The sequence below is a fragment of the Elstera cyanobacteriorum genome, from assembly GCF_002251735.1.
Taxonomy (GTDB): Bacteria; Pseudomonadota; Alphaproteobacteria; order Elsterales; family Elsteraceae; genus Elstera; species Elstera cyanobacteriorum.
This window is the reverse complement of the sequence record NZ_NOXS01000032.1, coordinates 265,328-283,307: the sequence shown is the minus strand read 5'-3', so window position 1 is coordinate 283,307 and position 17,980 is coordinate 265,328. Positions and strand designations below refer to the sequence as shown.

Genomic DNA, 17,980 nt, shown 5'->3' with positions numbered 1-17,980 from the left:
CGCTGAAACGATCGGCCTTCAGCCTAGCTTTCGGGGCTAGCCGCTTCAAGGGGGGCTGAGCCTTAAGTTCCGTTGATCCGGGCGGCGGCATCCGCTATGGCCCAAGGGAAATCTATGCAATCGTCTCCAAGAACGAGAAAACAGGGAGGAAGAGGAATGCTCAGCCGCACGGCGAACCGCCGCTTCGGGCTTGCGGTGCTTATGGCCACGATGATCGTAACGGCGCCTGCCCTCGCCGCAGACGGGGCGCCCACCCTGTCCGGCGCGGGCCTATCGGGCCTCTGGGCCTTGCCTTTTGCCGGAATTCTTCTGTCGATCGCCCTTTGCCCATTGTTAACGCCGGACCTATGGCACCATCACCACGGCAAGATTGCCGCCGGTTGGGCCGCACTTTTCCTGATTCCCTGCGCTGGGTTCATCGGCGTGCCGGTGGCGGCCTATGAGCTGCTGCATGTGCTGTTGCTCGATTTCGTGCCGTTCATCATTTTGCTGACGGCCCTCTTCACCGTCGCGGGCGGGGTGCGTCTACGCGGCGGCTTTGTCGGCACGCCGGGATCGAATACGGCATTGCTGGCATTCGGAACGCTGATTGCGGGCTTTATGGGAACCACCGGCGCGGCGATGCTGCTGATCCGCCCATTGCTGCACGCCAACGCCAAGCGCCAACATAAAACCCATGTGTTCGTGTTTTTCATCTTCCTAGTGGCCAATATCGGCGGCTCGCTGACCCCGCTAGGTGATCCGCCTTTGTTCCTAGGGTTCCTCAAGGGCGTTAGCTTCTTCTGGTTCACCGAACATATGCTGGCGCCGATGGCGGTGGCCGGGGGGATCCTGCTGGTGGTCTTCTACCTGCTTGATACGCTGGCCTATCGCAAAGAAGCGCCGGAGGTTCACGCGGCGGGCGATCATGAGCGGGATAATCTGACCATCCAGGGCCTGCGCAATATTGCGCTGTTGATGGCAATCGTCGCGGCGGTGCTATTGTCGGGCCTCTATAACCTCGGCACCGCCATTACGATTTTCCATGTGCCGATTTCGGGGCAGCAACTGCTGCGCGATGCGGCGCTGCTGGCCGTGATTTTTGCTTCGCTAAAGTACACCCGCCACGGTATCCGCGAGGAAAATCACTTCAATTGGGGGCCTATGGCGGAGGTGGCGAAACTCTTCATCGGCATCTTCATCACGATTATTCCCGCCATTGCGATTCTGCGCGCCGGGGCCGATGGGGCCTTGGCCGATTTGGTAGCCTTTGCCCAGCCGGGCGGGGTACCGAACGATGGGCGCTATTTCTGGCTGACGGGCATCTTGTCGAGCTTCCTCGATAATGCGCCGACCTTCCTTGTGTTCTTCAACCTCGCGGGCGGCGATCCCGTGCAGTTGATGGGGCCGATGGCGACGACGCTGACCGCCATTTCCGCCGGGGCGGTCTTCATGGGGGCCAATAGCTATATCGGCAATGCCCCGAACTTCATGGTGAAGGCGGTGGTGGAGCATCGTGGCGTCAAGATGCCGAGTTTCTTTGGTTACATGGCCTGGTCAACCATCCTGCTCATTCCTACCTTCATCGTCGTGACGTTGATTTTCTTCAACCATTGACGCCGAGGGGGCATGGATCAGCCGATCCTGATTGCGGGGGAGATTTACCGGGACTCAAGCTATGGTCGGCGGCACCCGCTGGCCATTCCCCGGGTCTCCTCCACCCTCGATCTCATCAAGGCGCTCGGCTGGTTTGATCCGGCGCGCTATATCGATTCGCCGCAGGCAACGCCGGAACAACTCGCCCGTTTTCACGATCCCGAGTATATCGCCGCCGTTCAAAGCGCCGAAGCCGCCCAAGCCGCTCCAGTGGACGTGCGGGAGCGCTTTAACATTGGCCGGGCGGGCAATCCGATTTTCCCAGAGATGTTTCGCCGCCCGGCAACGGCCGCGGGGGCGGGGATCACTGCCGCCGACCTGATTGCCCAGGGGGCGCGCTGCATTCATTCCCCTGCCGGGGGCACCCATCATGGGCGGGCAGCGCAGGCGAGCGGCTTTTGCTATTTCAACGATCCGGTCCTAACGCTGCTGCGGCTGCTCGATCTTGGGTTTAGTCGGCTGCTCTATCTTGATTTCGACGCCCACCACGGCGATGGGGTTGAAGTGGCGTTTACCGGTGAGCCGCGCGTGCTGTGCCTCTCCATCCATGAGGATAAGCGCTGGCCTTTCACCGGCGCGCTGACCGACCGGGCAGAGGGATCGGCCTTCAATCTACCGGTGCCCGAAGGGTTTAACGATAGCGAGCTTGACGCCATTGTTGCACGGCTCGTGCTGCCGCTCGGCGAGGCCTTTGCGCCGCAGGTCGTCGTTATCCAGGCCGGGGCGGATGCGTTGACCGAAGACCCGCTGAGCCGTCTCAGCCTCTCCAACGGCGCACTCTGGCGGGCGGTGGCGGCGGGGCGGGGGTTGGCGCCTCGGGCCGTGATTCTGGGCGGTGGCGGGTATAATCCTTGGTCGGTCACGCGCGCTTGGACGGGCCTGTGGGGGACGCTCAATGGGTATTCCGTACCCGACCGCCTGCCGCCCGCTGCCGAAACGCTGATGCGCGGTCTGTTTTGGGATCATCGCATGGGCCGTAATCCGCCGGAGGATTGGTTTACCACGCTCGCCGATCCGCCGCGCCCCGGCCCCATCCGCCCGGAGATCTCCCAGGGCATCGACTGGCTGCTGGCGGAGGCCCAGCGCGCTGGGCTATAGGGAAGGCAGGCTGACAGGAGACAGACGATGCGCGTGATTTTCGGGGCGATTCTCGGTGTGGCGCTAGCAGTGGCTGCGGTTCCGGCGCCCGTCGCGGCGGAAACTTTGGTGGCCCAGGGAACCCAGAGCTTCGAAAAAGCGCCGCTGACCATCCGCACCCAGGGGCGCGATTTGCGCTTCACCGTCGAACTCGCCCTCACCCCCGCGCAAATGCAGCAGGGGCTGATGTATCGTCGCAACCTAGCGTCCGATGCCGGGATGCTGTTCCTGCACCCGCAGGAACAGGAACTCGCTATGTGGATGGCCAATACCTTGATTCCGCTCGATATGCTGTTCATCAAAGCCGATGGCCGCATCCATCGCATTCAAGAACGGGCGGTGCCTTTGTCCGAAACGACGATCAGTTCCGGCGGGCGGGTGAAGGCGGTTTTGGAACTGCAAGGCGGCAGTGCCGCGCGCCTCGGGATCAAGCCGGGCGACCTTGTCGTTTATCCGGGCTTGGGTACGCCCTAACTTTCCGAGGTTGCACCGGAAGAATTGACCCGTTACAAAACCCCCAGCGGCCTTGCCGGTCGTCGGGGCGTAGCGCAGTCTGGTAGCGCGCCTGCTTTGGGAGCAGGATGTCGGGGGTTCAAATCCTCTCGCCCCGACCAACCGGCAGGCGGCCCACTTTTGCGGAAGAGCCGAAGCCCATGTCTTTGCCCGTCGTCGCCACCGCCCGTCCCGCTGCGCGTATCTACCGTCCGGCGAAGAATGCCATGCAATCGGGTAAGGCCCGCACGAAATCCTGGGTGCTGGAATTCGAACCCGGCGCCGCGCGCGTGCCGGAACCCTTGATGGGGTGGGTGTCGGGGGCCGATACGCAGGCGCAGGTGAAGCTGACCTTCGCCAGCAAAGAAGAGGCGGTGGCCTATGCCCAGCGCAATGGTCTTGCGGCGACGATTACCGAGCCGCAAGCGCCGAGCTTGAAAATCCGCTCCTACGCCGATAACTTCCGCCCCGGTCGCATCCGCTGGTAGTAATCCTCCCGAAAGGGCAGGGCGCCCGTAGCTCAACAGGATAGAGCAACCGGCTTCTACCCGGTTGGTTGGGGGTTCGATTCCCTCCGGGCGCGCCAACTCTCGCCCCTGCCAAAGTTTCAGGCAGGAGCGAGACGGTCCCCCTAAACCCGATGCTATTTGGCCGAGAGCTGACGCAGGGCCGAGGCCCAATCTTCCACATGGTAGGATTGTTTAATTTTACCGTTCTCGACGGTATGAATGTCGATCGCCATGATGTTAAAGGATTTACCGCTGACCGGAACCCCCATGAACGGTCCGGCGGGCGTGGCCGTTGCTTGGCTGCGCACGATGTAGCGATTGCCGCTTTGTAGAACTTCTTTGACGTCCCATTTAAGATCGGGCATCAGGGTTGCAAAGCTGCCAAACTGACCAACAATCTGATCGCGTGACTTCGACGTGCCCGAGTAGTCGCCGATGCTCTGCCAATCGGGGGCAAGGACGGCTTCGGCACGGGCCGCGATGTTTCCGGCGGAAAGACTGTTGAGAAGCTGATAGAAACCGTCAACGGCGGCACGATCATTCGCCTCGACCGGCGTCGCGGCAAGTCCGGCCGCTAGGCCTGCGGCGGCAAAAACGGCTTTTACTGAGCGCATTCTGAAAACTCCCTTATCAGGCACGCCCCCGTGGCGCGCTTTAGTGGAGAGTTTGCCCGAAGACATATTATTCGATAATCTGAGCTAATTCGAATTGATTGGTCGACAAAATAGATGCTTGATCAACTCCGGGCCCTGGCCGTTTTCGCTCGCGCTGCAGAACTGGGATCGTTTCGTGCCGCTGGCCTCGCGCTCGGTTTATCTCCCTCGGTCGTAAGCCATCATATTCAGCGGCTTGAACAGCGTTACGGTGTCGCGCTTTTTTATCGAACGACCCGTAGCTTACGCTTGACGGCACAGGGGCAGGCCTTGCTGGAGGCGGCCAAAGCCATGCTTGTGGCGGCAGAGCGCGGCCTGGATGGTCTTGCCAGCGATGCCGAGGAACCGGTCGGCTCCCTAACCATTGCCGTGCCAGCAATTTTGGCCCTCAGCCCTTGGATTGATCATATTGGGATGTTTATCCGCAGCTTTCCCAAAGTATCCCTGGCGCTTGATTTCAGTGATCAGCGGGTCCGTTTGATTGACGAGGGGTTTGATCTTGCCCTGCGTCTCGGATCGCTTGCCGACAGCAGCCTGAAGGCCCAGAAGCTCGGGATGGTGAACCGGCACCTCTATGCCTCGGATGTCTATGCGGCCCGGTGGCCGCAACCAACCCATCCGAATGACCTCGCTGCGTGGGATTGGCTGACCTTGCAGGGGGTGGTGCAACCGGGCCGGTTATTCCATCCAGCCTATGGTGACGTCGACCTGGTGATTGTGCCCCGTGCCCGGGCCAGCAGTGCAACCGCGCTCTATCACCTTGCCCGTGCTGGGGCTGGGATTGTGCTGTTGCCCGATTTTCTGGGGGAGGCCGATGTGGCGGTGGGCCGGATGCGGCGAATTCTTCCAGATTGGCAGGCTAACCCACTCGGCCTTTACGCGGTTTGGCCGTCTAACGCATCCCAGGGCAGCCTGACCCGTCGTTTCATCGAGTTTATTGCTGCTGAAGAAGGAAAGCGGCTTAAGGCTTCATCAACCCGTGCCGGGTGAGCAGGCTGACGGCCAACGGGCCAGTGAGCGCATCGCGTAGGGCGCGGGTTTCGGGGCGGTCACGCCCGGCGACGATATCGAGACTATAGCGGATCGTTTCTTCGATATCGGCGGGGGCCGTGCCGGAGAGTTCGAGGTGGGGGCGGTGGGTCAGCAAGCTCGCCGGGACAAAGGCTGCTGGGATTTGCCCGTCATCCAGTGCCAAGGCCAAATCGGCCAGCGACGGGAAGGATTGCAGCAGCGCGACCGAGGGCGCGTCGAGCTTCAAACGGTCCAGGAAAGCCTGGGTCTGGCGAGATAACGCATCGTTGGCCCCTGTCATCACCCCGATGAGATTGCCTTCCAGCGGCACCACCAGATTGACGCCCGGGCGCAGGCGGATCGGGGTTGCCCGTTCGCTGCGCGCGAGCAGCACGATCCGGTCGCGGGCAAAGTTGGTTTCCCCAGCAAGATCAAGGCGTCCGGCTTCTAGCAACGTGCGACGCTGGTCGGGATCGTCGGTCAGGACGAGATCGGCGGCGGCCTCGGTATCCAACAGCGCCATCAAATCACCCGCGCTGGCGGGTTTGACCGTAATCGGGCGCTTTGGCGCGGTTTGGGACAGGATTTCTTTGATCGGTTCGATCAATTGAAACGGCGCCAAGATAACCTGTCCGGCGGGGCGCGGGGCGGGCTTGCCTTGCGCGAACACCGGCACGGCAGTGCCGAGGGCCAGCGCGGTCAGCCCGCCAAGAACGGCGCGGCGCGCAATCCCAACCATCCGAAATCCCTTTCTTCTTCTTAGTGCGACGTGCCGTGTTTATAGAGATCTTGTGGCGAAATTAGGGGCTGGCTGGTCACGTCCCAGGCGCCGGTTTCCGGGTTGGCCTTGTTGAAAAAGCATGACCGCCGCCCGGTATGGCAGGCCACCCCCTCTTGTACCACGACTGCCAAGAGACAATCGCCATCGCAGTCGAGCCGCAGTTCGATCAACTGCTGCACTTGGCCGGAGGTTTCGCCCTTGCGCCATAGGCTTTGGCGCGAGCGCGACCAATAGCAGACCCGCCCGGTTGTTAGGGTTTCGGCCACTGCATCACGGTTCATCCAGGCCATCATCAAAATTTCGCCGCTGCCGTGCGCTTGGGCGATCACGGGCACCAGTCCATTGGCGTCGAAGGTTATGGCATCGAGTAAGGGCGCAATTTCGGCGGCGGACATATAGGCAGTTTCCTTAAGTCTCACTATGATAGCGCAAGAGAGTGGCAGAGGGGCGCAGGGTTTGGCAACCGATCACGATCACGGCAAGTGTATCGCTACCGCGATGACCCGGGCGGAAAGCCTGTGCGCGCAGCGCGGCGTGCGCCTGACCCCCGTCCGCCGCCGCGTGCTGGAACTGATCTGGCGCAGTCACGAGCCGGTTGGCGCCTATGCGATGCTCGACGTGCTGCGGTTGGAGGGGTTTAACGCTCAGCCGCCAACGGTTTATCGTGCGCTGGAGTTTCTGACCGAACAGGGGCTGATCCATCGGCTCGAGTCGCGCAATGCCTTCATTGGCTGCCCGTCGCCCGACCATCCGCATCAGGCGCTTTATTTGATATGCACCCAATGCGGAACGGTAGAGGAGCGGGAGGAAACCCCAGCGCTGACGGCTGCTCTGGCCGATCTCGCGCAGCAAAGCGGTTTTCGGATTATCGGGCGAACCTTGGAACTAACCGGCCTCTGCCAAACCTGCCAGACGGCCCAATCGGCGGCGTGACGCAGGGGGCGGCGCGACCCGCCCCCGCATCGTTTAGCGGGCCGCCGCCATGCGGGCAAACCCGGCGGCCAAATCATCTTTCAAATCGTCGATATGCTCTAACCCAACGCTGATGCGGATCAACTGCCCCGGCTCGGTCCAAGCCGATGCAGTGCGGATCGGGCGCGGGTCGCAGGGCACGATCAGGCTTTCGAACCCGCCCCAGCTAAAGCCCATCCCAAAGATTGTGAGATGATCGAGGAAGGCGGCAAGCGCCGGTTTTTCAATCGGATGCAGGATGATGCTAAACAGGCCGCTGGCGCCGGTGAAATCGCGCTTCCAGAGGGCGTGACCGGCGCAGTCAGGGCGGGCGGGGTGGAGAACCTGCTTCACTTCCGGTCGGCCTGCCAGCCAATCAGCGAGGGCGAGGGCGACCTGTTCCTGATGCTTCAGGCGCACCGCCATCGACCGCATGCCGCGCAGCAGCAGATAGCAATCATCTGGCGCGAGAGAAATACCGAGATCGCGCACCGTCTGGCGGATCAGCGGCTCACATTCTTTCGTAAAGGTGATGGTGCCCGCCAGCAGGTCCGAATGGCCCGACATATATTTCGTCGCCGCTTGGATCGAGATATCGACCCCATGTGCGAAGGGTTTGAAATAAAGCGGCGTGGCCCAGGTATTATCCATCAACACCAGCACGCCGTGCTGATGGGCGGCGGCGGCAATCGCCGGAATATCCTGAATTTCAAACGTGTAGGAACCGGGGGATTCGGTCAGGATCGCCTTGGTGTTCGGCTTGAACAGGCGGGCTATGTCGCCGCCGATCAGCGGATCATAATAATCGACCTCGACGCCGAAGCGCTTCAGCACATGATTGGAAAAGCGCCGCCCGGGGCCATAGGCGCTATCGGTGATCAGCAGATGGTCACCCGCCTTCAAAACCGCCAGCAGCGTCGCCGTAATCGCGGCAAGGCCGGAGGGGACGACGCAGGCGCCGTGTGCGCCCTCAAGCTCGGCCACCGCAGTTTCGACCGCAAAGGTTGTCGGCGTGCCGTTCAGCCCATAGGTGGTCCGCCCGGTTTCAGTGGGAGCAAGGGCGCTCTTTTCAAAATCTGCCAGCGTCGGGAACAAAATGGTCGATGCCCGATGGACCGGCAGGCTGACAACCCCATCATAGGCGGCGGGATCGCGTCCCAAGGTGGTTAGGCGCGTTGCATCCCGGAAGTTTTTGGAGTCCGACATTATAACCCTCAGTTATAGTGACTATCTTTTCAAGAATAGCCAGCGAATCCACGATTTCCCAAGCCCGTGGTTTTAGTCTATCTTGATAGAGACACAGGCGAGCCGCGTCGCCAAGCCCCTGTTATTTTCCCCTGAAACTAAGTGTGATTCAGCCTGCGGCGAAATGTGTCAGAAATTTTTCGCAATCTGTCTAAAGATGATTGACCGAACCTCGATATTCTGGAAAAAACCTTCCTAGGTGCTTTGGCGGCTAACGCCAGCGCCGACAGAAGATCGGACTCGTAGGGAAGGGGACGGTTTCGGTCGGTGACCCGGTTAAAGACACCAGTTTTTCGTGAACAGGCCCCGCAAGTCGGGAATGAGGAGTTGAGGGAATGAGCAACAAGACCTTCACGTTCGCCAACGTTCTGGCCGCCGGTGCGGTTGCGCTGCTGGCAGCGGGCGCAGCCCAGGCCCAGACGGGCGGCACTCTGGCTGCTGTGAAGCAGCGCGGCGTCGTCAACTGCGGCGTGAACACCAGCCTGCCGGGTTTCTCGACCCCGGATGCCCAGGGCAATTGGACCGGCCTTGATGTCGACACTTGTAAGGCGGTTGCCGCCGCAGTGCTCGGCGATGCCAAGAAGGTGAAGTATTTCCCGCTGAACGCGCAGCAGCGTTTCGCCGCTCTGCAGTCGGGCGAAATCGACCTGCTGGCCCGTAACACCACCTGGACCCTGACCCGCGATACGTCGCTGGGCCTTAACTTCGGTCCGGTGACCTATTACGACGGTCAGGGCTTCATGGTCTCGAAGAAGCTCGGCGTGAAGAGCGCTAAGGAACTGAACGGCGCCACCGTTTGCGTGCAGCCGGGCACGACGACCGAACTCAATCTCGCGGATTATTTCCGCGCCAATAAGATGGACTTCAAGCCGGTCGTCATTCAGGAACTGGCCGAAGTGGAAGCCGCCTTCTTCGCCGGTCGTTGCGATGTTTACACCACCGACGCCTCGGGCCTCGCCTCGACCCGCGCCGCCCGTGCCGCCAATGCCGATGATTACGTGATCCTGCCGGAACTCGTGTCGAAGGAACCGCTGGCCCCGGCCGTCCGTCAGGGCGATGACGAATGGTACAATATCGTCTTCTGGTCGGTGACCTCGCTGGTTGAAGCCGAAGAACTCGGCGTTACTCAGAGCAATGCCGACGATCTGAAGAAGTCCGACAATCCGGCGATCAAGCGCTTCCTCGGCGTTACGCCGGGCATGGGCAAGAACCTGAATCTGTCGGAAGAATGGGCTTATAACGTCGTCAAGCAGGTCGGTAACTACGGCGAAGTGTTTGAACGCAACGTCGGTAAGGCCACCCCGCTGAAGCTGGAACGCGGCCTGAACGCGCTGTGGACTAAGGGTGGTCTGCAGTACGCCATTCCGGTGCGCTAAGCACGCGCCCCCCGAAGCCTAAGGGCTTCGGTCACAAGAAGGGCGCCGATCTGGGTCCGCGCGCTGCGCAGGTTCGGGTCTGGCGCCTTTCGTCTATTCAGTCCTTTCGGCATGTGAATTGCATGATTGTTTGTATGCAGTCTGTATGGGCGCATACAATCATCGGGCCGTTCGATGAACACCAAAAGCTGACGCCGGGGAGATGTCCATGACGGATCGGCGAAGCGGAGCAACCGCGGTGACGGAAAAGCCTAAAACGGCTTTCTGGAACGACCGCGACGTTCGCGCAGTCATTTTTCAAATTTTGATCGTTCTCGGGGTTCTAGCCGTTGGCTGGTACCTTGTTCACAACACGCTGGCCAATCTGGAACAGCGCAAGATCGCGACCGGTTTCAGCTTTCTAGGCCGGGAAGCAGGGTTCTCCATCGGTGAATCGCTCATCCCTTATTCCGCTGCGGACACTTACCTGCACGCAATTTGGGTCGGTATCATCAATACCTTGCTGGTCTCGGTGATCGGGATTGCCTTGGCGACCGTCCTTGGCACCGTTATTGGCGTTGCACGCTTATCGACCAATTGGCTTGTTGCCCGGTTGGCATCGGTTTACGTGGAAGGGTTGCGCAATATTCCGCTGCTTTTGCAGCTTTTCTTTTGGTACTCGCTGGTTAGCGAGGCGCTACCGCCCGTACGGCAGGCCCTAAAGCTAGTGCCCGATTATGTCTTTCTGAGTCAGAAGGGGCTGCGGGTCCCGCACATCGTCGATCACGCGATATACGGCTGGATGGGGTTGTTGGTCCTAGTGGGGATCATTGGCGCCTTCCTGTGGCGGCGAGCAGCGGCAAGGCATCAGGAAGCCACGGGTAAGCTTCGTCCGGTCTTCTGGCCGACGGTTGGTCTGCTGATCGGTCCTGCGGCGCTGCTGTGGCTGGTGACGGGCGCTCCGTTGACCCTTGAGAAGCCGGAACTGCGGGGCTTCGATTTCCGGGGCGGCGGGACGCTATCGCCGGAAATGATCGCCCTGCTGATTGGCCTTGTCACGTATACCGCGTCCTTTATCGCCGAAAATGTACGTGCCGGTATCCTCTCGGTGCCGAAAGGCCAGTGGGAGGCGTCGCGCGCCCTTGGGTTGCCGAACGGTCGTGCCCTGCGTCTGATCATTCTGCCGCAGGCGCTGCGGGTGATCGTGCCGCCGATGACTAGCCAGTATCTGAATTTGACCAAGAACAGCTCGCTGGCGGTTGCTATCGGCTACCCGGACCTTGTCTCGATCCTCAATACGACGATCAATCAGACCGGGCAGGGGATCGAGGGTGTTGCCCTGATCATGGCCGCCTATTTGACCGTTAGCCTGTCGATCTCGGCGTTCATGAATTGGTACAACAAGCGCATTGCGCTGATTGAGCGCTAAGGGGGGCCGCCATGAGTGTTCAAACGACCAGTGCGCCCATCGAAAAGCCGCCCGTTACCGAAGTAGGGGTTATCGGCTGGCTGCGCGCCAATCTGTTCAATTCACCGTTCAATTCCGTTCTGACGATCGCCTGTTTCGCGCTCATCGTCTATATCCTGCAGGCTATCCTGCCTTGGGCCCTTTTTAAGGCTGTCTGGAGCGGTACGCCGAAGGATTGCCAAGTGGAAGGCGTTGGCGCCTGCTGGGCGGTCGTTTCCGAAAAGAACCGCTTTACGCTGTTCGGTCGGTATACCTACGACGAACAATGGCGCCCGGCAGTCGCCATTCTGCTGTTTCTCGGGCTGATTGGGCTTAGCTGCTTCCGCCGCTTCTGGGGTAAGGCGCTGATTTGGGCTTGGGTTTCTCAAGTCTTTATCTGGGCCATCCTGATGTGGGGCGGTGTTCTTGGCCTCAAGTTTGTCAGCCACGAACAATGGGGCGGCCTGCCGCTGACCCTGATGATGTCCGTCGTCGCCATCGTCGTCGCTTATCCCATCGGGATTGTGCTGGCGCTGGGGCGGCGGTCGGATATGCCGGTCGCCCGCAGCCTCTGCGTTGCTTACATCGAACTGATCCGTGGCGTGCCGCTGATCTCGGTGCTGTTCATGGCCTCGGTCATGATCCCGCTGTTCTTCCCGGAAGGGGTGACGGTGGATAAGCTGCTGCGGGCGCAGATCGGTTTCACCATGTTCCTGGCCGCCTATCTGGCCGAAGTGGTGCGCGCGGGGTTGCAGGCCATTCCCAAGGGCCAGTATGAGGCGGCGGATGCGCTCGGCCTTGGCTATTGGGCCAAGATGCGCCTGATCGTGTTGCCGCAAGCGCTGCGTCTCGTCATTCCGCCGATGGTGAACAGCTTCATTTCGACGTTTAAGGATACGTCGCTGGTCATCATCATTGGTCTTGTCGATTTGCTGAATGCAGGCAAGATCGCGGTAAACGATCCGCCGTGGCGTAGTTTCTATGTGGAAATGTACGTCTATATCGCGCTGATCTACTTCGCTTTCTGCTTTACCATGTCGAAATTCAGCCAGCGGCTGGAACGCGACCTGAGCAAAGCCACCAGCCGTTGATCGAGGATATGCAATGACCCCTCAACGCCAAGCGCGGCGCGAGCTTCTGTCGTCGGCGCCGACCATCATCGAAGTCAGCCACGTTCATAAGTGGTATGGCGAGTTCCACGTGCTCCGTGACGTCAACCTGTCGGTCACCAAGGGCGAGCGGATTGTCATTTGCGGCCCTTCGGGGTCGGGTAAATCGACGCTGATCCGCTGCATCAACCGGCTGGAAGAGCATCAAAAGGGCAATATCATCGTCGATGGCACCGAATTAACCAATGATGTGAAGAACATCGAGGTTATTCGGCGCGAAGTCGGCATGGTGTTTCAGCAGTTCAACCTATTCCCGCATCTGACGGTGCTGGAAAACTGCACCCTCGCGCCGATTTGGGTTAAGAAAATGCCCAAGAAGGATGCCGAAGCCATTGCCATGAAGTATCTGGAGCGGGTGCGCATTCCAGATCAGGCCCATAAATACCCGGGGCAGCTCTCTGGCGGGCAGCAGCAGCGCGTCGCCATTGCGCGGTCGCTCTGCATGTCCCCGAAAATCATGCTGTTCGATGAGCCGACGTCGGCCCTTGATCCTGAAATGGTCAAGGAAGTGCTGGACGTTATGATTTCGCTCGCCGAAGAAGGCATGACGATGCTGTGCGTCACCCACGAAATGGGCTTCGCAAAATCGGTGGCCGACCGGGTAATCTTTATGGATCGTGGGGAAATCATCGAGCAGAACCAGCCCGACGAATTCTTCAACAACCCGCAGTCGGATCGCACGAAATTGTTCCTGAGTCAGATTCTCAACCATTAAGAGTAATCTGATTTCTATCTGAAAGGGCGCTGTTTCAGCGCCCTTTTTTGTTTTTCTGCACTTAACTAAAAACCGATTAAAATAGAATGATATTGGGCTGTGATTCTCAACAGTTGAGTCTTTTTCCGTGCATCTGCATAAAATAGAGCCTGGGAGAAAGAAAATTAACCATGTTTGATTCCCTTATCCTGCTCTGTCCTGAGTTAGAGGCGCGCTTGATCCGCAAGCTGCTTCAGGAATGGAATCCATCTCTTCATTTCTCTCATTGTATTCATAAACGTGCGCTGTCAAAACTCTCGGGTCGGACCCTCGCGAAAGCCCGGATCATCAGTTTCGAGTTTCCCGACATCGTCCCAGAAACGCTTTTGGCCACAACGGGATATGGCGCTTTCAATCTGCATCCGGGAAGCCCGGCGTATCCGGGCTGGGCGCCCGCGCTTTTTGCCGCAGAAGATCGCGCGCCCGTTTTTGGGGCAACTTTGCATGGGATGACGGCCCAGGTTGATGCCGGTCCTATCCTTGGGACCGAGCTGAAGCGGACCCAAGCCCCTTACGAGCAGCATGCTTTCGAAAAGCTGGCTTATGGCGCGGCTTGGGCGCTCTTGCAACGGTTCGCCCCGGATCTTGCTGCCTTGCCCAATATTCCGGTTGCGCGTTGGCAACAATGGCAGGGACCGCGCCGCACCCGGCGGCAGGCCGAAGCGCTTAAACGCCCCCAGTTGGTCGGCTGATCTAGGTTTTTTGGGGGAGGCGCTGCAGCAGCCTGTCGGCCCACGCGGCGGGCAGGGCGGCAATCAGGTGGATGGCGGCGGCCATCGGCCAGGGAAACGCGATGCGGGCGCGATTGGCGGCGAGGGCGCTCTTTATAATCTGCGCAGCGCGGGGCGCGGGCATGAGGAACGGCATCGGAAACTTGTTCTGGTCCGTGATGCGGCTTTTAACGAAGCCTGGACAAATCACCGAAACCCGCACGCCGAGTGGGGCCAGGGTTAGCCGCAGGGCTTCGCCATAGGCTTTCACCCAGGCTTTCGACGCGCAATAGGCGGCGGCCCCCGCAAGACCGCGATATCCCGCCAAGGAGGCCATCACAGCAACGTGCCCCTGTTGGCGTGCAGTCAGCCGGGGCAGAAGCGGGGCAAGGGTATTGATCGTGCCGATGACATTAATGTCGGTGACCTGCCGCAAATCGGCTTCAGACTCAAGTCCGGCCCCAGATCCGGCAGAAATTCCAGCATTCGCGATGACCAGATCGAAGGGCACCGCAGCATCCCAATCCAGCACGGTCGCTGCCATTGCGGCCGCGTCGGTCACGTCGAGCACGGTCGTTTCTACAACAGCCCCGGCAGCGGTACACTGATAAGCAACCTGCGCGAGCCGGGTGGCGTCTCGCCCGGTCAGCCGCAGCGTTACCCCGGGGGCGGCATAGGCTTCGGCCAAGGCGGCGCCAATCCCGCTAGAGGCGCCGGTGATCAGCAGGCAACGCGGGGGGACTGGCCCCCCGCGCGTCATGATGCCCTTAGGCAACCCCGTTGGCTTTCAACCAGGCGAGAAGGCGGCCCCACCCATCTTTTGCCGCCGCTTCCCGATAGCTCGGGCGATAATCGGCATGGAAGGCGTGCGGCGCATCGGGATAAACGACGAATTCCGACTTCGTGCTCGGCCCGAGAGCGGCCTTCAATTGATCGAGGCTGGCAACCGGAATGCCCTGATCGGCCCCGCCATAGAGGCCCAGGACCGGGGCTTTAATCTTGTCGGCAACATCGATGGGATTGGCCGGCTGCAAGGCCGTCTTATCGCCCACCACCCGGCCATACCAGGCAATGCCGGCCTTTACCCCGGGGTTGTGGGCAGCGTAGAGCCACGTGATGCGACCGCCCCAGCAGAAACCGGTAATCGCGAGCTTGCTGGTATCCACAGCGCCGCTGGCTTTTGCGAAGGCCACGGCGGCATCGAGGTCGCTCATGACCTGGGCGTCGGGAACGGCGGCGACGATGGGGCGGATCTGCTCCATCGCAGCATTCGCAACATTGCCTTGGCGGGCGAACAGTTCGACCGCGATGGCGCAATACCCGAGTTTCGCCAGACGGCGGCAGACGTCTTTAATATGCTCATGCACGCCAAAAATTTCTTGTACGACCAGCACCAGCGGCAAGTTCTTCCCACCTTGGGGTTGGGCGCGATAGGCCGGGATCGGGCCGGTTCCGGTCGGGATCGACACTTCCCCCGCCTCAAGCCCGTTCGTATCGGTCGTAATCTGGGTCTGTGCCTGAACCGGCTGAACGGCCAGGGCGAACCCGGCGGCAAGGCTACTCATGACAACGAATCCTCGGCGGCTAACATCAGTTTTCGGCGTTACCAGCTTAACATCGTCCATTGGGGCCTCCCTTGCGAAGCCGAAATTAGCTTCTTCTGTCAGTACGGTAGTTTTACCAGGGTGGATGACACCTTAGCAGTGATAAACGATTTTTTCTTGGCACAGCCGCTAAACCCATGCTAGTTACCCGCCACCGCGTGATGCGGCGCATCGGCAGCGTGCTGCTGGGGGATCGTCTAATGGTAGGACAGCGGATTCTGACTCCGTCAATCCAGGTTCGAGTCCTGGTCCCCCAGCCAAAATTTACTAATAAAATTCAATAGTTTATGAAGCACTCTCGGCGCATATACCCGGGGGTGTAAAGCTATTTGGGTGCGCATTTGGGAGTTTGGGCGTCATGGTGTCCCTGTCCACGCGGCAAAATGAAATTCTGACCCAAGCCCAGACCAACGGGCGGGTGAGTGTGGAGGAACTGGCGGCCCGGTTCGACGTTTCGCCGCAGACCATCCGCAAAGATCTCAACGATCTGTGTGAAGCCCGGCTGCTGATGCGCGTCCACGGGGGGGCGATGCTGGCGTCCGGGGTGGAAAACCTTGGCTATCAGGCCCGGCGGCTGGTAGCCGCCGATCAGAAGCGCGCCATTGGCGCAGCGGCGGCGGCGCTGATCCCGGATAAATCCTCGCTGTTCATCACCATCGGCACGACGACAGAGGAAGTGGCGCGCTGTTTGACCCATCGGTCCGGGCTGCTGGTGATCACTAACAATCTGACCGTGGCCGCGATGCTGTACCCGTCCACCGGGATCGACGTCATTGTCGCGGGCGGCGCGGTGCGCCGGGCCGATGGCGCAGTCATCGGCGATACTACCGTCGAGCTCATCCGCCAGTTCAAGGTTGATGTAGCGGTCATCGGCTGTTCCGCCATCGACGATGATGGCGCGCTGCTGGACTTCGATTACCGCGAAGTCCGGGTGAGCCAGGAAATCATGACCAATGCCCGCAAGGTTATTCTGGTCGCCGATCAGTTAAAGCTGGAGCGCAGCGCGCCGGTGCGCATCGGCCACATCGGGCAGATCGATACTTTCGTAACCGACCGGCTGCTGTCGGGGCCGCTGCGCGCCCGCTGCGAGGCGGAAGGCGTGACGGTGATCGAAACGGATAGCGAAGGGGAAGAATAGGCCGGGAGCAGTCCCCGGCCTCTCTCACGCTGCGTTTCTAGCGCCTAACCAAGCCGCGCAATCGGCCAGCGCGCGGCGGGCGAAAGCGGCTTTACGCTCGCGGCCCTTCGGCTGCTTCTTGACGTTGGGGTCGGCGGGTAGATCGGCAAATAAGCCGAAATTGATGTTCATGGGCTGAAAAGTTTCAGCATTCGCGCCGCCGGTGATATGGGTCAGCAAAGCCCCTAGCGCGGTGGTTGGCGGCGGCGGCAGGACCGGACGGCCCAGCTTTTCCGCCGCCAGAAACCGGCCCGCCAGCAAACCGATGGCCGTGCTTTCCACATAGCCCTCAACCCCCGTGACCTGCCCGGCAAAGCGCAGGCGCGGATCGGCCTTCAGGCGCAATTGGCCGTCGAGCACGCGCGGGGAATTGAGGAAAGTATTGCGGTGCAGCCCGCCCAAGCGGGCAAATTCGGCATTCTCCAACCCCGGAATCATCCGAAACACGCGCGCTTGCTCGGCATATTTCAGCTTGGTCTGGAAACCGACAATATTATAGAGCGTGCCGAGTTTGTTATCCTGGCGCAGTTGCACCACGGCATAGGGCCAGCGCCCGGTGCGCGGATCATCGAGACCGACCGGCTTCATGGGCCCGAAGCGCAGGGTTTCCGGCCCGCGTGCTGCCATCACCTCGATGGGCAAGCAACCATCAAAATAGGGTGTATCCTTTTCCCACTCTTTGAAGTCGGTCTTATCCCCCGCTAGAACGGCGGCGAGAAAAGCCTCATATTCTTCTTTATTAAGCGGGCAGTTGATATAATCCGACCCCGTACCGCCCGGCCCCTCTTTATTATAGCGGGACTGAAACCAAGCGATCTCGAAGTTAATACTGTCCTTATGGACGATGGGGGCGATGGCATCGAAGAAGGCGAGGCTTTCTTCCCCGGTCAGCGCCCGGATGGCCTCAGCCAAGGGGGCCGAGGTGAGCGGCCCGGTCGCGATGATCACATCCTGCCAGTCGGCGGGCGGCAGACCGGTGACTTCCCCCCGTTCCAGCGTGATCAGCGGGTGCGCGGCAATCGCCTCCGTCACGGCGGCGGAAAACCCGTCGCGATCCACGGCCAGCGCGCCGCCTGCGGGTACCTGATGGGCGTCCGCGGCCCGGAAGATTAGCGATCCCGCTTGCCGCAGTTCGGCGTGCAGCACACCGACTGCATTATACTCGGCATCGTCCGATCGGAAGGAGTTGGAACAGACCAACTCCGCCAAATGGTCGGTCTGATGGGCGTCGGTGCGCCGGAGGGGCCGCATTTCGTGCAGCACCACCGGCACCCCGGCTTCGGCCAATTGCCACGCGGCTTCCGACCCGGCGAGGCCCCCCCCAATCACATGAACAGGCGATAGGCTCAT

At 60.5% G+C, this 17,980-nt stretch carries 19 protein-coding genes and 3 tRNA genes; 15 read left to right on the top strand and 7 right to left on the bottom strand.

From position 1 onward, the window contains the following. The first annotated feature begins 156 nt into the window (after positions 1–156). The 6 genes from CHR90_RS10485 to CHR90_RS10460 all read left to right on the top strand — a co-directional run bounded on the left by CHR90_RS10485 (position 157) and on the right by CHR90_RS10460 (position 3,850). Positions 157–1,596, top strand: a complete 1,440-nt coding sequence (locus CHR90_RS10485) for a sodium:proton antiporter (RefSeq protein ID WP_094408941.1) — start codon at positions 157–159, stop codon at positions 1,594–1,596. Positions 1,597–1,608: 12 nt separating this feature from the next. Beyond that, positions 1,609–2,733 (top strand): arginase family protein, encoded by a 1,125-nt coding sequence (locus CHR90_RS10480; protein ID WP_094408940.1) that lies wholly within the window; start codon positions 1,609–1,611, stop codon positions 2,731–2,733. Positions 2,734–2,760: 27 nt separating this feature from the next. Then, positions 2,761–3,246 carry a DUF192 domain-containing protein gene (locus CHR90_RS10475; RefSeq protein ID WP_094408939.1) on the top strand — a complete coding sequence of 162 codons (486 nt, stop codon included), beginning with the start codon at positions 2,761–2,763 and terminating at the stop codon, positions 3,244–3,246. A gap of 63 nt (positions 3,247–3,309) precedes the next feature. Next, a tRNA-Pro gene (locus tag CHR90_RS10470) sits at positions 3,310–3,386 on the top strand. 39 nt (positions 3,387–3,425) lie between these two features. Then, positions 3,426–3,752: an ETC complex I subunit gene (locus CHR90_RS10465; protein ID WP_094408938.1), complete on the top strand. Its 327-nt coding sequence runs from the start codon at positions 3,426–3,428 to the stop codon at positions 3,750–3,752. 21 nt (positions 3,753–3,773) lie between these two features. Then, positions 3,774–3,850, top strand: a tRNA-Arg gene (locus tag CHR90_RS10460). Positions 3,851–3,907: 57 nt separating this feature from the next. On the opposite strand, the gene CHR90_RS10455 is transcribed toward CHR90_RS10460, so the two are convergent. Further along, complete coding sequence (locus CHR90_RS10455) at positions 3,908–4,387, bottom strand: ester cyclase (RefSeq protein ID WP_094408937.1); 480 nt, start codon at positions 4,385–4,387, stop codon at positions 3,908–3,910. A gap of 114 nt (positions 4,388–4,501) precedes the next feature. Between CHR90_RS10455 and CHR90_RS10450 the strand changes: the two genes are divergently transcribed. Continuing rightward, positions 4,502–5,416: a LysR family transcriptional regulator gene (locus CHR90_RS10450; protein WP_094408936.1), complete on the top strand. Its 915-nt coding sequence runs from the start codon at positions 4,502–4,504 to the stop codon at positions 5,414–5,416. Here CHR90_RS10450 and CHR90_RS10445 read toward each other — a convergent pair. Together CHR90_RS10445 and hisI are read right to left on the bottom strand one after the other, a co-directional pair. Continuing rightward, complete coding sequence (locus CHR90_RS10445; RefSeq protein WP_094408935.1) at positions 5,388–6,176, bottom strand: molybdate ABC transporter substrate-binding protein; 789 nt, start codon at positions 6,174–6,176, stop codon at positions 5,388–5,390. The genes CHR90_RS10450 and CHR90_RS10445 overlap by 29 nt on opposite strands. 20 nt (positions 6,177–6,196) lie before the next feature. Then, positions 6,197–6,613, bottom strand: a complete 417-nt coding sequence (gene hisI, locus CHR90_RS10440; protein WP_094408934.1) for a phosphoribosyl-AMP cyclohydrolase — start codon at positions 6,611–6,613, stop codon at positions 6,197–6,199. Between the two features lie 61 nt (positions 6,614–6,674). Here hisI and CHR90_RS10435 point away from each other — a divergent pair, with 61 nt between their 5' ends. Then, positions 6,675–7,151, top strand: a complete 477-nt coding sequence (locus CHR90_RS10435) for a Fur family transcriptional regulator (protein ID WP_276526804.1) — start codon at positions 6,675–6,677, stop codon at positions 7,149–7,151. Positions 7,152–7,184: 33 nt separating this feature from the next. Here the strand turns inward: CHR90_RS10435 and metC are convergent, their stop codons facing one another. Then, a complete protein-coding gene (gene metC, locus CHR90_RS10430; protein ID WP_094408932.1) occupies positions 7,185–8,375 on the bottom strand; it encodes a cystathionine beta-lyase in 1,191 nt (396 codons plus the stop codon). Positions 8,376–8,749: 374 nt separating this feature from the next. Between metC and CHR90_RS10425 the strand changes: the two genes are divergently transcribed. The 5 genes from CHR90_RS10425 to CHR90_RS10405 all read left to right on the top strand — a co-directional run bounded on the left by CHR90_RS10425 (position 8,750) and on the right by CHR90_RS10405 (position 13,831). Continuing rightward, entirely contained in the window at positions 8,750–9,790 is a 1,041-nt protein-coding gene (locus CHR90_RS10425) for an amino acid ABC transporter substrate-binding protein (RefSeq protein ID WP_094408931.1), read from the top strand. Between the two features lie 208 nt (positions 9,791–9,998). Continuing rightward, entirely contained in the window at positions 9,999–11,198 is a 1,200-nt protein-coding gene (locus CHR90_RS10420) for an amino acid ABC transporter permease (protein ID WP_229671451.1), read from the top strand. 11 nt (positions 11,199–11,209) lie between these two features. Next, on the top strand, positions 11,210–12,307 hold the full coding sequence (locus CHR90_RS10415; protein WP_094408929.1) for an amino acid ABC transporter permease: 1,098 nt from the start codon (positions 11,210–11,212) through the stop codon (positions 12,305–12,307). 13 nt (positions 12,308–12,320) lie between these two features. Beyond that, entirely contained in the window at positions 12,321–13,100 is a 780-nt protein-coding gene (locus CHR90_RS10410; RefSeq protein WP_094408928.1) for an amino acid ABC transporter ATP-binding protein, read from the top strand. A 170-nt stretch (positions 13,101–13,270) separates the two neighbouring features. Then, positions 13,271–13,831, top strand: coding sequence for a formyl transferase (locus tag CHR90_RS10405; protein WP_094408927.1), 561 nt, complete (start codon positions 13,271–13,273; stop codon positions 13,829–13,831). Position 13,832: 1 nt separating this feature from the next. Here CHR90_RS10405 and CHR90_RS10400 read toward each other — a convergent pair whose 3' ends face one another. Then, positions 13,833–14,609, bottom strand: a complete 777-nt coding sequence (locus CHR90_RS10400; RefSeq protein WP_094408926.1) for an SDR family NAD(P)-dependent oxidoreductase — start codon at positions 14,607–14,609, stop codon at positions 13,833–13,835. Positions 14,610–14,616: 7 nt separating this feature from the next. After that, the gene (locus CHR90_RS10395) at positions 14,617–15,474 is read right to left on the bottom strand and encodes a dienelactone hydrolase family protein (protein WP_094408925.1); all 858 of its coding nucleotides are present in this window, start codon (positions 15,472–15,474) and stop codon (positions 14,617–14,619) included. Positions 15,475–15,639: 165 nt separating this feature from the next. Between CHR90_RS10395 and CHR90_RS10390 the strand changes: the two genes are divergently transcribed. Then, a tRNA-Gln gene (locus tag CHR90_RS10390) sits at positions 15,640–15,713 on the top strand. 98 nt (positions 15,714–15,811) lie between these two features. Then, positions 15,812–16,591: a DeoR/GlpR family DNA-binding transcription regulator gene (locus CHR90_RS10385; RefSeq protein ID WP_094408924.1), complete on the top strand. Its 780-nt coding sequence runs from the start codon at positions 15,812–15,814 to the stop codon at positions 16,589–16,591. A 24-nt stretch (positions 16,592–16,615) separates the two neighbouring features. Here the strand turns inward: CHR90_RS10385 and trmFO are convergent, their stop codons facing one another. Then, on the bottom strand, positions 16,616–17,980 hold the full coding sequence (trmFO, locus tag CHR90_RS10380; protein WP_094408923.1) for a methylenetetrahydrofolate--tRNA-(uracil(54)-C(5))-methyltransferase (FADH(2)-oxidizing) TrmFO: 1,365 nt from the start codon (positions 17,978–17,980) through the stop codon (positions 16,616–16,618).

What these genes read in the sequence shown, in the direction of transcription:
- CHR90_RS10485 (WP_094408941.1), top strand. Translation starts at nt 157, where the DNA reads ATGCTCAGCCGCACGGCGAACCGCCGCTTCGGGCTTGCGGTGCTTATG.
- CHR90_RS10480 (WP_094408940.1), top strand. Translation starts at nt 1,609, where the DNA reads ATGGATCAGCCGATCCTGATTGCGGGGGAGATTTACCGGGACTCAAGC.
- CHR90_RS10475 (WP_094408939.1), top strand. Translation starts at nt 2,761, where the DNA reads ATGCGCGTGATTTTCGGGGCGATTCTCGGTGTGGCGCTAGCAGTGGCT.
- CHR90_RS10465 (WP_094408938.1), top strand. Translation starts at nt 3,426, where the DNA reads ATGTCTTTGCCCGTCGTCGCCACCGCCCGTCCCGCTGCGCGTATCTAC.
- CHR90_RS10455 (WP_094408937.1), bottom strand. Translation starts at nt 4,387, where the DNA reads ATGCGCTCAGTAAAAGCCGTTTTTGCCGCCGCAGGCCTAGCGGCCGGA.
- CHR90_RS10450 (WP_094408936.1), top strand. Translation starts at nt 4,502, where the DNA reads ATGCTTGATCAACTCCGGGCCCTGGCCGTTTTCGCTCGCGCTGCAGAA.
- CHR90_RS10445 (WP_094408935.1), bottom strand. Translation starts at nt 6,176, where the DNA reads ATGGTTGGGATTGCGCGCCGCGCCGTTCTTGGCGGGCTGACCGCGCTG.
- hisI (WP_094408934.1), bottom strand. Translation starts at nt 6,613, where the DNA reads ATGTCCGCCGCCGAAATTGCGCCCTTACTCGATGCCATAACCTTCGAC.
- metC (WP_094408932.1), bottom strand. Translation starts at nt 8,375, where the DNA reads ATGTCGGACTCCAAAAACTTCCGGGATGCAACGCGCCTAACCACCTTG.
- CHR90_RS10425 (WP_094408931.1), top strand. Translation starts at nt 8,750, where the DNA reads ATGAGCAACAAGACCTTCACGTTCGCCAACGTTCTGGCCGCCGGTGCG.
- CHR90_RS10420 (WP_229671451.1), top strand. Translation starts at nt 9,999, where the DNA reads ATGACGGATCGGCGAAGCGGAGCAACCGCGGTGACGGAAAAGCCTAAA.
- CHR90_RS10415 (WP_094408929.1), top strand. Translation starts at nt 11,210, where the DNA reads ATGAGTGTTCAAACGACCAGTGCGCCCATCGAAAAGCCGCCCGTTACC.
- CHR90_RS10410 (WP_094408928.1), top strand. Translation starts at nt 12,321, where the DNA reads ATGACCCCTCAACGCCAAGCGCGGCGCGAGCTTCTGTCGTCGGCGCCG.
- CHR90_RS10405 (WP_094408927.1), top strand. Translation starts at nt 13,271, where the DNA reads ATGTTTGATTCCCTTATCCTGCTCTGTCCTGAGTTAGAGGCGCGCTTG.
- CHR90_RS10400 (WP_094408926.1), bottom strand. Translation starts at nt 14,609, where the DNA reads ATGACGCGCGGGGGGCCAGTCCCCCCGCGTTGCCTGCTGATCACCGGC.
- CHR90_RS10395 (WP_094408925.1), bottom strand. Translation starts at nt 15,474, where the DNA reads ATGGACGATGTTAAGCTGGTAACGCCGAAAACTGATGTTAGCCGCCGA.
- CHR90_RS10385 (WP_094408924.1), top strand. Translation starts at nt 15,812, where the DNA reads ATGGTGTCCCTGTCCACGCGGCAAAATGAAATTCTGACCCAAGCCCAG.
- trmFO (WP_094408923.1), bottom strand. Translation starts at nt 17,980, where the DNA reads ATGAGCCTATCGCCTGTTCATGTGATTGGGGGGGGCCTCGCCGGGTCG.